Here is a 13,370-nt window from a genome sequence, read left to right as displayed (position 1 = left end):
TTTTGCCTGAAGAGCACAGGGGACGCTCTCTTCATTCAATTTAGCCTTACTTCTTCAGATCGTTAAGCGGGAGTTAAGGTGATTCTGGATAACCGAACCCTCATGGAACTGACATTCCTTGGCACCTCTGCCGGGGTACCCACCCGACACCGTAATGTCACAGCGCTGGCCCTGCAGCCTGAACAAGCGCGCCCCTGGATTCTGGTTGATTGCGGTGAAGGCACTCAGCATCGCTTACTACGCTGCCCACTCTCGGTGGCTAAACTCGGCCTTATTCTGATCACGCACCTGCACGGTGATCATTGCTATGGCCTGCCCGGGCTGCTGGCCAGTCGCGCCATGGCCACACTCGCTCGCGAGCATCAGTCACTGACACTGATCGGCCCAAAAGGCCTGAAGGCCATGCTTGAAGCCATCATGCATTACTCGCAGCTGTCACTGAATTTCCCCCTGGAGATTATTGAGCTGCCTGAACATGGCGGTGAGCATCACTGGCATAACCATGGGATTGAGGCCATTCCTCTTAAGCACAATATCACCAGCTTTGCCTACCAAATCAAAGAGCCTGATTTTCCGGGTTCATTTGACAAGTTACTGGCTATTGCCGATGGCATTCCGGAAGGACCGGTTTATGGTAGGTTAAAACAACGTGACAGCTTCGTGCTCAACGATGGCCGGTTTGTTAACGGTGCCGACTACTGCCGGCCCGATATGCCAGGCAGAACCGTCATCATCGCGGGTGATAACGAGCAACCGGCATTACTGGAGCCTTATCTCTCGAACTGTCAACTGCTGGTGCACGAAGCAACGTATACTGAATCAGTATTCAATCAGCTGACTGTCAGGGTTCAGCACTCGACAGCAGCCTCCGTTGGGTCAAGCTCCACCAAAGCGGGATTAAAAAACCTTATACTGACGCATTTCAGCCCACGCTATGCCAATAGTGACAAGGTTCATGACAAACATTCACTGGATGAGATACGCTTGGAGGCTGAGCAATATTTTAAAAACACGCTCTTTCTTGCCAATGATTTTGATCAGTATGTGTTAACACGTAAAGGCATTCTCCAACCTAAAGTATAAATACCATGGTCGACCAACAATGGTTCACGGAGCCAGACAACTGACAGTTATAGCAAGGACGTATCAATATCAGATAAATCGTCATCCTCTAGATCAACAACCGCTGATGATGTTTCATGCACAGAGGAAGAGCTGAGTTCCACAGGCATGACTGACTTACCCCTGTCACGAACCTCAACCGCCATATTGAAATAATGAGGAAATTGACGCCACGGTATAAACTGAATGCCATCGTCACCCTGTCGCCAACCCAATGATTGCCCGTCGGACAATTGCACCTCACCGTTATTGTTAATCTTTGCCCCATACGGATCCCTGATCAATACACCATCTTCGCCATCACAGCGTGCAGCTCCCAAGACTGCGACCGCATGATTAGCGATTATGCCGCTGGGCAATGCATTAAAGGTATTTCTTAACGAAAGATCACGCGCCAGAGCCACAGGACGCCCTTCTGCGACGGCCTGTTTTAACCGATTAATTTCACTTCAATAAACTCATCCACCCATGCAACAACAGCTCCCCCAGCAGCATCGCTCCCAACACCAATAGGCGGCAAATAGCTCAACCCCTCAAATACGTTGATATAATCAAGAACATTTTGTTTGCGATCGGATAGCAGCTGCGGCTTTGCAGCTTCCGCATTTATTCTCGCTACACTGTCTGCACTCCTTTCGTCTTCATTGATTTGGGACAGCATCAATAAACGAAGACCATGTACCGCCTTTTCAAAAATTCCGGGCCATACCACGTTGCTGGCATTATTAAACGAATAGACATCATGCCCACTCGGGGTGAGCGGCCTGTCCTTCGACACAACAATTGAAACGGGTTTACATGTATAGGTATTCCACAGCCTGACGGTAACCGTATTATCACCATTGTCCTTAAATAAGGTTTCAAACCGTTCCCGGCCATTTCTGGTTCGACAATAGGCAAGTGCAGCACTCAGGATACAACATGTATCACGACTGTCTGACTGCACGACATCTCGCTGATTTGGCAACCCCTGCTCCCTTGCATCAAATAAAGGCTTCTCACTCTGATCAACATAGCGACAATCGTTGCTATTGAACCCCAGAGAGTCCACTAGCATCGCGTCTGATACCAATACGTGCTTGGCATTAGTCGGCTGAATCGGCGGATCCTGCCGATCAACCACTGGGACAGTCATATACACACGTGTCGGAAGAAACAGGCGGATGACACGAGAAATAAAACGAAAAAAACGGTATCGGTTAAAAAAGGCATCTCCCTTACTAAGGTTGTCACGCATGTGCGTCAGTCGCTGTTCCTGAAAATAAGATTCAGCTGTTCCGACAACTCTCAGCTCATACTGCCTGAGTCGTGCCTTCAGGTGTGCACGTTCCTGATCCGACTGCACGGAATAAAGAGCTTTAGGGCCGTGGTGGGAGACAATTGATGCCATACATAAACCATAAATGAGTGTGCTTACTGTATTAGACGTCGATATACGGAATGGGTTCAGGCAATGTTTCTGTCAACCGAGCAGAGTATTACCGACATTAGTCGCAGGTATCTGGCCTTTTTCCATTAAAGTCTTATAATCCGGCACCTTAACGGTGGCTTGTCGTACATACTGCCTTTTAGATGCGTGGGAACACCCGACATAGGGGACCGCGACAATAAGCATATAACCAAATATGCTTGATCAGATAACCAACCGCTATTGTATGGAATAACGCCCTGCCGGATAATAGACCGCCTCAGGCGCGGGTCGCCATATAATAAAGTGCGCTGTTACCAGGATGTGCGTTGTAGGCACTATAACGCAGTGGTAAACAGCGCTTATTGCAGACCCGGTGTTATAACACCGGCTGCCTTGCAGCTATCGGTGAGAGTCATGACCGAAACCCTGACCCAGCTAGCGCTGATCCTGTTAAGCGCAATACTGGTCAATAACTTTGTCCTTGTGCAGTTTCTCGGGCTTTGTCCGTTTATGGGGGTTTCCAACAAGCTGGAAACGGCCATGGGCATGTCGATGGCCACTACCTTTGTGCTGACCCTCGCGTCCATCTGCAGTTACATCACCTACGAATACATTCTGATCCCACTGGGGCTGGAGTTTCTGAAAACCCTGTCGTTCATCCTGGTTATTGCCGTTGTCGTGCAATTTACCGAAATGGTGGTACGAAAGGTCAGTCCGCTCCTCTACCGGGTCCTGGGCGTGTTCCTGCCGTTGATCACCAGCAACTGTGCCGTACTCGGTGTTGCCCTGTTGAACAGCAACCGTATGCATAGCAGTTTTGTGGACTCGGCTACCTATGGTTTCGGCGCAGCCATCGGATTCTCCCTGGTACTGGTTTTGTTTGCTGCCATGCGTGAACGGATCGCCGTCGCAGACGTACCGGTTCCCTTCCGCGGCGCAGCCATTGGTATGATTACCGCCGGCCTGATGTCCCTGGCCTTCATGGGCTTTACCGGTCTGATCAAGCTGTAAGGGGGCGTTGTTGGATATCATCATTACCGCGATTCTCGCCCTGCTGGTGCTGACCCTTATTTTTGGCGCACTGCTGGGATTTGCCTCCGAAAAATTCAAGGTAGAAGGCGATCCGATTGTTGACCAGATCAACGAGCTGCTGCCGCAAACTCAGTGTGGTCAGTGTGGCCACCCAGGCTGCCGTCCCTACGCCGAAGCGATTGCTAACGGTGAAGCCATCAACCACTGTCCGCCGGGAGGCCAGAGCACCATTAACGCACTGGCCGATCTGCTGGATGTCGAAGCCGTTCCCCTGGATGGCGAACATGGCACCGAAAAGCCGCCCATGGTCGCTTATATCCGGGAAGACGAATGTATCGGCTGCACCAAGTGCATCCAGGCCTGTCCCGTGGACGCCATCCTTGGCGCCGCGAAGCAAATGCACACCGTCATCGTCAATGAGTGCACTGGGTGTGACCTCTGTGTCGAACCCTGCCCTGTAGACTGTATCGATATGGTACCGCTTGAAGTGACAACAAAAAGCTGGGCATGGAGCCTGCCAGTGCCACCGGAACAACTGATCGCCACTGACCGCCGGCCCGCGTCCGGACCGGGGGATCAGGCTGCATGAGTAACCTGATCACTATTCACGAATTCCCGGGTGGCGTTCATCCACCGGAAAACAAGCAGCAATCAACCGGGACAGCAATCGCTACGCCACCGCTGTCTGCAGAGTATGTATTGCCCCTGAACCAGCACTCAGGCTCACCGGCCCAGGTGCTGGTCAAGGTCGGCGACAGTGTATTGAAAGGGCAGTTGCTGGCCCGTGCCAGCGGCTTTGTCAGTGCACCGGTGCATGCGCCGACCTCTGGCACCATCACGGCGATTGAAGCCCGTAAAGTCCCCCACCCTTCCGGGCTGACCGAAACCTGTATCGTGCTGGCCAGTGATGGTGAAGACCGCTGGTGCGAACTGTTCCCCGAGCCCGATTATACGACGATAGACCATCAGGCTCTGATTCGGCGTATCTACGACGCGGGCATTGTCGGGCTGGGTGGCGCGGGCTTCCCTGCTGCGGTAAAAATGGCGTCACGCAACGAAGACAAAATCCATACCCTGGTCGTCAACGGCGCCGAGTGTGAACCCTATATCACCGCTGATGACATGCTGATGCGTGAACGTGCTGATCGCATTGTCAGCGGTATTGATATCCTCTGCCACCTGCTGCATCCGGAACAGGTGCTTATTGGCATTGAAGACAATAAGCCTGACGCTGCAAGGGCAATGGAACACGCCTGTAGGGACCGTGCTTACCAGGTCGTTACCGTGCCCACCAAATACCCGTCCGGCGACGCCCAACGACTGATCTACCTGTTAACCGGGAAGGAAGTGCCCAGCGATGCACGCTCAGTTGACATCGGCATTCTCTGCTACAACACTGGCACGATTGCTGCGATCCATGATGCCATTATTCTGGGCAGGCCATTGATTTCCCGGATCACAACCCTGACAGGGGATGCACTGGCACAACCTCAAAACGTTGAGGCACTCATCGGCACCCCGGCCAACGATCTATTGGCCTTTGCCGGTCTCAGGCAGGATTCGATGAACAACCTGATCCTTGGGGGACCCATGATGGGGTTCACCCTGGACAGCACCGATATTCCTGTCATTAAAACCACTAACTGTCTGATTGCCGGTACGGCGCAGGAGTTTCCGCCCGCCCCCCCTGCCCGTGCCTGCATACGCTGCGGAGACTGTGCCGTCGCCTGCCCGGTGTCTCTGTTGCCACAGCAACTCTACTGGCATGCAAAGGCCGCGAATAATGATCAACTGCAACACCATAACCTGTTTGACTGCATAGAATGTGGCGCCTGTTCCTATGTCTGTCCCAGCAACATTCCGCTGGTACAGTATTTCCGCGCTGGCAAGGATGAGATCCGGCTGCAACAGGCGAAACACGAAAAAGCCGAACAGTCAAAACGTCGTTTTGAAAATCGTCAGCAACGCCTGGAACGCATCGCGGCAGAAAAAGAAGCGAAGCGCAAAGCCAACGCTGAGCGAGCCGCCCAGCTTAAGGCGGCACGGGAAGCAGAAAAATCAGTCCCCAGCAAGCCGTCTGAAACAGCCGATGAGGGCAAACAGGATGCCATTCAGGCAGCCATTGAACGGGCAAAAGCACGCAAACAGGCAGCGGCCGGACAACCCACGACCGAGCCTGTGCGCAAGGCGCGCCCAATACTGAACCCCAGGCAGAAAGAGCTGAAGATACAGCTCTCCATGGTCAATGCCCAACTGAAGAAGACTGAGCGGACGTTCGCCCAGCTGGACGAGAGCGATGCAGAAGCAGCCACTAAACTTCAAGTGGACATTGCTCGCCTGCGTGAACAGCAGGTACAACTCCAGCAGGATTTTGACAGGGCAGGTGACACCACTGAGCCAGTTAGCACACCCAGCTCACAACCAGCCCAGCCACAAAAAACGACCAAACCAGACCTGAGTGATGACCAGAAGAAACTGAAAATCGAGCTGGCGATGGCGCGTGCCGAGCTGCGCAAGGCGGAACGGGCGCTGGCAGAAGCACTCGAAATTGACAACGACCAGACCGAAGCTCTCAAAGTCAAAGTCGAAAATTGTCGTCAAACCCTGGCCGAGCGTGAGCAGGCGGTCGCTGAATCGACTGACAACAGTTCACCTGCGCCCACCCAGGAAAAACCAGCCAAGCCTAAACGGGCACCGTTAAGTGATGCGGCCAAAAAATACAAGATTGAGAGCGCCATGGCATGGGCCATGGTCAAGAAAGCACGCCGAGCATTGGACAGTGCCTCTGCCGATGACGATATGACCGTCCTCGAACAGGCGCTGAATACGGCTGAAGCCGAGGCACAACAGGCTGATAATGCCCTGGCGGCCTGCCTGGCACAGGAAGCCGCGCAGTCTACAGCCTCCAACGAACAGCCGAAGGAATGACCATGGCGCTTATACGACAAACGTCACCCCATACCCTCGGCGCCAACCGGACGCCTAACATCATGCTATGGGTGCTGGTTGCCAGCCTGCCCGGTCTGCTGGCCCTGTCCGGATTCTTTGGCTGGGGCACGTTGATCAATGTCGTCTGGTGCTCGCTGATCGCCCTCGCGGCTGAAGCGGCAGTACTTATCCTGCGCAAACGTCCCCTGTCGTTCTATCTGAAAGACGGTTCCGCACTAGTCACAGCCCTGCTGCTGGCATTGGCGCTACCCCCGTTCGCCCCCTGGTGGCTCACACTGACCGGTACGGTATTTGCCATTCTGATTGGTAAGCAACTATACGGTGGCATGGGCTATAACCCGTTCAACCCGGCCATGCTGGGCTACGTGCTTCTGTTGATCTCCTTCCCTCAGGAAATGACCAGCTGGGCCCCTCCGACGGGGATTGAAGGGCATCCGGCCATTACCAGTTTCGGCGATGCCTTCAGGGCTATTTTCACACCGTCCAGCAGTACGCTGGCAATTGACGGCTGGACCCTGGCGACCCCACTGGATATCGTGCGCGAAAACCGCTCACTGACCATGCCAGAGTTGTGGGAAAGCAACCCCCAACTGGAGGGGATGACCGGTATCGGCTGGTTCTGGGTCAACCTGGCGTTTCTGGTTGGCGGCCTGGTGTTGCTGTACCGGAAAATCATCACCTGGCACGCACCCGCAGGTATGCTGGCTGGCCTGTTCGTGATGTCACTGGTGTTCTGGGGAGGATCAGGCTCCGAATCACACGGATCCCCCCTGCTCCATCTCTTTTCCGGCGCAACCATGCTGGGGGCCTTTTTCATCATTACTGATCCGGTCAGCGGCGCAACCTCGGCCAAGGGACGGTTTATTTTCGGCCTGGGCGTTGGGTTGATCACGTATATCATTCGAGCCTGGGGTGGTTACCCTGACGGTGTCGCCTTTGCCACACTGCTGATGAACATGGCTGCCCCCACTATCGACTACTACACCCAACCCCGTACCTACGGACACAAAAAACCGAAACGGGGGCTGGCGAAGTCTGAATAACCATGACTGCACTCTTTCGAACCATCAATAAAAACAGTCTGACGCTGGGTCTGTTTGCAGTACTGACGACCGGCCTCGTGGCATTGACCTGGTACGCCACGCGCGACCAGATTGCCAGCCAGGTACGCGCCAGCGAAGAAAAAGCGCTACACGAGGTGCTGCCCCAGTCGACCTTTGACAACAGCCTGCTCGATACCCGTGTCATACTGCCGGAACCCGAGCGACTGGGTTCCTACGCGCAACCGCCTGAGGCGTATATCGCCTTTCAGGGCGATACACCGTCAGCCATCATCCTGCCGGTCGTCGCACCTGACGGTTACAGTGGCCGAATCAACCTGCTGGTCGGTATTTATGCCGACGGGCGGATAGCCGGCGTGCGGGTCATTACCCACAAGGAAACCCCCGGCCTGGGTGACAGCATTGACACCCGCATTTCTGACTGGATTCTGGGTTTTAATGGCAAGTCCATCAATAATCCTGCCGGGGAAGGCTGGGCCGTGCGCAAGGATGGCGGTGAGTTTGACCAGTTTACCGGCGCAACCATCACCCCCCGCGCAGTTGTTGCGGCCGTTCGCCGTAGCCTGGACTATTTTGCTGAATACCATAGCGCCCTGTTCACCAACGGGCTTCAACGCCTGAAGGAGTCACCCCATGGCCAGCTCTGATCCACGCCACATAGCCCTGGAAGGCCTGTGGAAAAACAACCCGGCACTGGTGCAGCTGCTGGGTTTGTGCCCGTTGCTCGGTGTCTCCAATAGTGTGGTGAACGCACTGGGCCTTGGTATCGCAACGATTGCAGTTCTGACCTTTTCCAACATCGCGGTCTCCCTGTTCAGACGACAGATGACTGAAGCAATCCGTCTGCCGGTTTTCGTGATGGTGATTGCCTCGCTGACCACCTGCGTTGAACTGCTGATGCAGGCGTATACCTATGAGTTGTACAAAATACTGGGGATTTTTATCCCACTGATTGTCACCAATTGCATCATTCTTGGTCGTGCGGATGCCTACGCGTCAAAACACGCTATCGCACCAGCGGCATTGGACGGCTTCATGATGGGTACCGGTTTTACGCTGGTGCTGGTCTTGCTGGGCGGTTTACGGGAACTGGTTGGACAGGGCACGCTCTTTGCCAACATGCACCTGTTGTTTGGACCGGTTGCTGAGAGCTGGCAAATGATAGTCATACCCGACTACAAGAAATTCCTGTTTGCGATTCTGCCACCGGGCGCCTTTGTCTTCATGGGTTTTCTGATCGCCCTGAAAAACCTGATGGATAGCCGTATTCATCGTTGGCAGTCAGCCAGAAAGGTAGAAAACGTAGCGGGTAGTAAGCGTGTGCGAGTTACCGGAACAATACAATAAGCTGGCAAAACCGGCTTAGACATAAGTTAAACAATATCAATGACTGTCGCATTGGTATTCTTAAAACATTCTACAAAGAATGCAACTTATTACTAAGCCGTATCACCGCTGTCATTATCAAAATCTTATTGTTCATTGTCTTTATGTACGTACAGCACTCATTGGCATTAGCAGCAACAAACAGCAGACCGTAGCTGTGACCAGAAGCTATCATTATATGCGTTGCCAGTAACTCGTCGGTAATTTGCTTTCAATTCATCAATTTCACGATCGTACTCAGCATTACGCTCTCGCCGTTGCCTTATTTTATCGCCAAAACCAAAGCAAGTATAATAACCTTGATGGGTCATTGTTCTACCATCTCGCTCATAAAAAGGCCCCAGACACTTCCAACAATAATGATGCTTACATGTTTTACAGCTCATATGATTACAGCCAACAATTCTTTCCGTCATGGTCTTACACTGGGGGCATCTTTTCCATCGACCCAAGTTTCTCTTATAGTAGCGTCTGGCCTCAATCTCTTCCCGTGTTACTCGCGTTGGGCCATTGGGGCAGTTATGATCATACGATGCCTCCGCTGAACAAAGCGCACAATACAATTTTATTTTTCCATCTCTATGGTACAGCCGGTTAGCACATTGATATAACCGCATATGCTTATCGATGACAGTACCAAAGTCGCATTGGGGCTCCATACATAAAATCCCTCTGCCATCAGAGTGCTCTTCGGTTAGCTTCATACCTAGCTTTTGATGAAACTTTCTAAACATCGCAGCAGTATCCGAATTCTCCGGGAGCTTGTTTTCAACCGGTCCGGTTAGAATACGACCATCACAGACCATAGGACAGGGTAACGTCATACCATGTTTAAGCCATGCATCAAACTCACCGGCCTTTTCTCCAAACCACTGATCCATACATCCAACACAAAGAGCGACCCTTTTCCCTTCTCTGGCACTACAGCATCCGAGTTCGATCTCACCGTCGTCTGCATAACACAGATCACAAAGAGGTTTGTCATCAGATTCTATACCGTCAGGTTCATCTGATGCGTCAGGAGCTGTCATTTTCTTAGATGCACGTACAGGTACAGAGGCATGTGATTCAAGACTACTGTCCGGACTTCGGCTTGTAGAGCGCCTGATCAGATGGTGGACGCCAGCACTGCCCAACATACTCAATTGCATTCCTTCTGCAAGCGCTTGTGCTTGCACCCAATCACCTCGCTGAATATAACTAACAATCGATAGGTATCTGAGATCCGTGTGAACGTTAGGGTTTTCGTGATATTTCTCTATAACCTCAATAACTTGAGTCTGCTGCACTTCATGATCATCAAGGTTATCGAGCAAGGCATGCGCGAGTTCTTCAATAGGGCTCAGATCACGGCCCAAGGAGTGGAAACGACTTAAGGATGCTGGACCATTGGAATCCAAACTACTCGGCCCGTAGGAACTTTCAAGATCCCTTCGACGTTGCTGCGACCTGGGAAGCTCCAACGCATCGACTCTATCGTCGCGTTGTTGTGGCCGCCGACGTCGGACTCCCCAAACCTCCATATCTGAGTCATCATCTTCCCACCATCGCCTGGAGTCATCACGACCTCCTCCCTCAAACCCCGGATTCTGAAGACCCAAACCAGAGGGTATTGCAGTAGGCATCTCGCGGCTTGACGCTTCCTTTTCCCTCTCATACATTTCAACAACAGTATGATATGTCTGAATAGCTTCTATATGCCTTGGCTCGAGACGTCTCTCGCCTTTATGAACGAGAATAAAATGAATAGCTGGCGATATTAACGCTTTAGTCTGCTCAGGAAATGGAAAGTCATATGTCTTAAAAATATCATTAACGTAAGCTTCGGGGTTCGCTACGTCTGTGGGCAAAAGCCCTAACATCAGTTCATATGCCCGTTTGACTGATTCTTTTGTATTCTTATTTATACACCATAAGAACTCTTCATACGGGGGCGCCATTTCGGTGCTCTTGCCCACGACGGGACCGGCTGCAGACGATGGGTCATAACCACCTACCGCTCCCTGCAACGACTCACCTGACAGCTCATCGTCATCGCCTAAGGCATTGGGTTCAAGATCCTCCGGTATTCCTTCATGCATCCAGACTTCCAGGTAGGCCAGCGCTTCCAAACACGCTTGACGCGCGAAGCCTTCCCCACCCGGAATATGGTTGCGGGCATACGCCTCTCCACCTTGCCTTACCAGCTGAGCATAGTCCGCTCCCCCCTGCATCCGGGCCCAAATACCATTGGTCTTCTCGGCAATAGCCGGCGACATTCTCCCATGAGCCTGTTCCACAGACGGCTCTATTCGTCCCTGATGACGAATAACCTCTTTAAGAAAATCCACTGCCGAATTTTGCCCATGATATTGACAATGCAAAACATCATAAAATCGTTCTTCAAGCGTCCTGGAGACTGAGACTTGCTCCCACCATCCGCCCAGCGCTGCAACCCGCCTGTCTGCAATTGCGATACAAGGGCAAAAGCACTGACATAACCCCTGAAAAAAGCGCTTGATAGCATGGCCAATAGCCTTTAAACACCGCAGAAAGGGATTTTCAGCGAGGTTTTGTGGATCCACGACTGTATGTGTAATTTGACGACCATCATGCACGAAAGATACAGACATTTATTCTATCTCTTTGTTAAGTTCACCCCGGAAATATTCAGACAATAGAACACTGAAAAACCGGAAACACTAACAAAGCCATCAGCAATACTAACTATCGTGCCTGACCTCCGCCTGAATCGCCTACCTGCCAATAGGCTCCCCCCTGAAATCTGCGTCAAATGCCTAATTACATAAGGGATGTTTTCATACCATCATTAGACTTCGGTACACACCTGTACTGATCAGGTGAGAACCACAACACAATCCGTACAGTATCGGAGCACCAAGGTTCATGATCTACGTACAACCCGGCCATGAAGGCGCACTGGCTCACTTCAAGCCCCGCTACGACAACTTCATCGGGGGCGAGTGGGTCGCACCGCTCGAAGGCCGCTACTTCACCAATCACTCGCCACTGACCGGCGAGCACATCTGTGAAGTGGCCCGCTCCAGCGCCGCCGACGTCGAACTGGCACTGGACCACGCCCACAAGGCCCGCGTCAGCTGGGCGAAGACCTCCACTACCGAACGTTCCAACATCCTGCTGCGCATTGCAGACCGCCTGGAGCAGAACCTTGAAATGCTGGCCGTGGCTGAAACCTGGGAAAACGGCAAGCCGATCCGTGAAACCCTGAATGCCGATTTGCCCCTGGTGGTTGACCATTTCCGTTATTTCGCCGGCTGTATCCGCGCCCAGGAAGGCACCATCGGCGAAATCGACGCCAACACCACCTCCTACCATTTCCACGAGCCGATCGGCGTTGTCGGCCAGATCATTCCCTGGAACTTCCCGCTGCTGATGGCGGCCTGGAAACTGGCGCCGGCCCTGGCCGCCGGCTGCTGCGTGGTGATGAAGCCCGCCAGCCAGACCCCGGCATCCATCCTGATGCTGGTCGACCTGATTGCCGACCTGCTACCCGCGGGTGTTGTCAACGTGGTCAGCGGTTTCGGCGGCGAGGCCGGTGAAGTGCTGGCCACCAGCAAGCGTATCGCCAAGTTGGCCTTTACCGGCTCCACCCCGGTCGGTTCCCACATGATGCACTGTGCGGCGGAATCCATCATTCCCTGCACCGTCGAATTGGGCGGCAAATCCCCGAATGTCTTCTTTGCGGATATCCTTCAGCAGGAAGAGGACTACATCAGCAAGGCCGTCGAAGGCATGCTGATGGCGTTCCTGAACCAGGGCGAGATCTGCAGCTGCCCGTCCCGCGCATTAGTGCAGGAGTCCATGTACGACGAATTCATGGAAAAGGTGCTGGAACGCGCCCGCCAGATCAAAATGGGCAATCCGCTGGATACCGACACCATGATCGGTGCCCAGGCCAGCCAGAACCAGCTGGACAAGATCCTTGGCTACATGAAGATCGGCCAGGAAGAAGGCGCTACCTGCCTGCTGGGCGGTGACCGCGCCCAGTTGGATGGTGCGCTTGCAAACGGCTACTACGTCCAGCCAACCATCCTGAAGGGTAACAACGGCATGCGAATCTTCCAGGAGGAGATCTTCGGTCCTGTGTTGTCCGTTGCCACCTTCAAGGATGAGCAGGAAGCCCTCGCCATTGCCAACGATACCCAGTTCGGTCTTGGCGCCGGTGTCTGGACCCGCGACATGAACCGTGCACAGCGTATGGGCCGCGGTATTGAAGCCGGTCGTGTCTGGATCAACTGCTACCACCTCTACCCGGCACACGCTGCCTTTGGCGGTTACAAGCAATCGGGTGTGGGTCGTGAAACCCACCGGATGATCCTGGATCACTACCAGCAGACCAAGAACATGCTGGTCAGCTACGATAGCTCCCCGCTCGGCTTCTTCTAAGC

At 53.2% G+C, this 13,370-nt stretch carries 11 protein-coding genes; 8 read left to right on the top strand and 3 right to left on the bottom strand.

The window, feature by feature from the left end; all coding sequences use genetic code 11:
• The first annotated feature begins 78 nt into the window (after positions 1–78).
• The gene (locus ABD892_RS23320) at positions 79–1,083 is read left to right on the top strand and encodes an MBL fold metallo-hydrolase (RefSeq protein ID WP_345198643.1); all 1,005 of its coding nucleotides are present in this window, start codon (positions 79–81) and stop codon (positions 1,081–1,083) included.
• A gap of 47 nt (positions 1,084–1,130) precedes the next feature.
• On the opposite strand, the gene ABD892_RS23315 is transcribed toward ABD892_RS23320, so the two are convergent.
• Both ABD892_RS23315 and ABD892_RS23310 read right to left on the bottom strand, forming a co-directional pair.
• Positions 1,131–1,526 (bottom strand): calpain family cysteine peptidase, encoded by a 396-nt coding sequence (locus tag ABD892_RS23315; protein ID WP_345198642.1) that lies wholly within the window; start codon positions 1,524–1,526, stop codon positions 1,131–1,133.
• 26 nt (positions 1,527–1,552) lie between these two features.
• Positions 1,553–2,512 carry a hypothetical protein gene (locus ABD892_RS23310; RefSeq protein WP_345198641.1) on the bottom strand — a complete coding sequence of 320 codons (960 nt, stop codon included), beginning with the start codon at positions 2,510–2,512 and terminating at the stop codon, positions 1,553–1,555.
• Positions 2,513–2,959: 447 nt separating this feature from the next.
• Here ABD892_RS23310 and rsxA point away from each other — a divergent pair, with 447 nt between their 5' ends.
• Genes rsxA through ABD892_RS23280 form a run of 6 tightly spaced genes read left to right on the top strand, consistent with a single transcriptional unit; the run spans position 2,960 to position 8,922 of the window.
• Positions 2,960–3,544 (top strand): electron transport complex subunit RsxA, encoded by a 585-nt coding sequence (rsxA, locus tag ABD892_RS23305; protein WP_345198645.1) that lies wholly within the window; start codon positions 2,960–2,962, stop codon positions 3,542–3,544.
• 10 nt (positions 3,545–3,554) lie between these two features.
• On the top strand, positions 3,555–4,154 hold the full coding sequence (rsxB, locus tag ABD892_RS23300; RefSeq protein ID WP_345198640.1) for an electron transport complex subunit RsxB: 600 nt from the start codon (positions 3,555–3,557) through the stop codon (positions 4,152–4,154).
• Positions 4,151–6,493 (top strand): electron transport complex subunit RsxC, encoded by a 2,343-nt coding sequence (gene rsxC, locus ABD892_RS23295; protein ID WP_345198639.1) that lies wholly within the window; start codon positions 4,151–4,153, stop codon positions 6,491–6,493. The genes rsxB and rsxC overlap by 4 nt, the downstream gene beginning before the upstream one ends.
• 2 nt (positions 6,494–6,495) lie before the next feature.
• The gene (gene rsxD, locus ABD892_RS23290) at positions 6,496–7,557 is read left to right on the top strand and encodes an electron transport complex subunit RsxD (RefSeq protein WP_345198638.1); all 1,062 of its coding nucleotides are present in this window, start codon (positions 6,496–6,498) and stop codon (positions 7,555–7,557) included.
• 2 nt (positions 7,558–7,559) lie between these two features.
• Positions 7,560–8,222 (top strand): electron transport complex subunit RsxG, encoded by a 663-nt coding sequence (rsxG, locus tag ABD892_RS23285; protein ID WP_345198637.1) that lies wholly within the window; start codon positions 7,560–7,562, stop codon positions 8,220–8,222.
• Positions 8,209–8,922 carry an electron transport complex subunit E gene (locus tag ABD892_RS23280; RefSeq protein ID WP_345198636.1) on the top strand — a complete coding sequence of 238 codons (714 nt, stop codon included), beginning with the start codon at positions 8,209–8,211 and terminating at the stop codon, positions 8,920–8,922. The genes rsxG and ABD892_RS23280 overlap by 14 nt, the downstream gene beginning before the upstream one ends.
• Before the next feature lie 167 nt (positions 8,923–9,089).
• On the opposite strand, the gene ABD892_RS23275 is transcribed toward ABD892_RS23280, so the two are convergent.
• Positions 9,090–11,573, bottom strand: coding sequence for an Rcat domain-containing protein (locus tag ABD892_RS23275; protein ID WP_345198635.1), 2,484 nt, complete (start codon positions 11,571–11,573; stop codon positions 9,090–9,092).
• Between the two features lie 274 nt (positions 11,574–11,847).
• Here ABD892_RS23275 and exaC point away from each other — a divergent pair, with 274 nt between their 5' ends.
• A complete protein-coding gene (exaC, locus tag ABD892_RS23270; RefSeq protein ID WP_345198634.1) occupies positions 11,848–13,368 on the top strand; it encodes an acetaldehyde dehydrogenase ExaC in 1,521 nt (506 codons plus the stop codon).
• Positions 13,369–13,370: the final 2 nt, after the last annotated feature.

Origin of the sequence: Kistimonas scapharcae (assembly GCF_039540975.1) — a bacterium.
Classification (GTDB): Bacteria; Pseudomonadota; Gammaproteobacteria; order Pseudomonadales; family Endozoicomonadaceae; genus Kistimonas; species Kistimonas scapharcae.
Note: the sequence above shows the minus strand (reverse complement) of the source record. Positions and strands in the feature narration are given on the sequence as shown.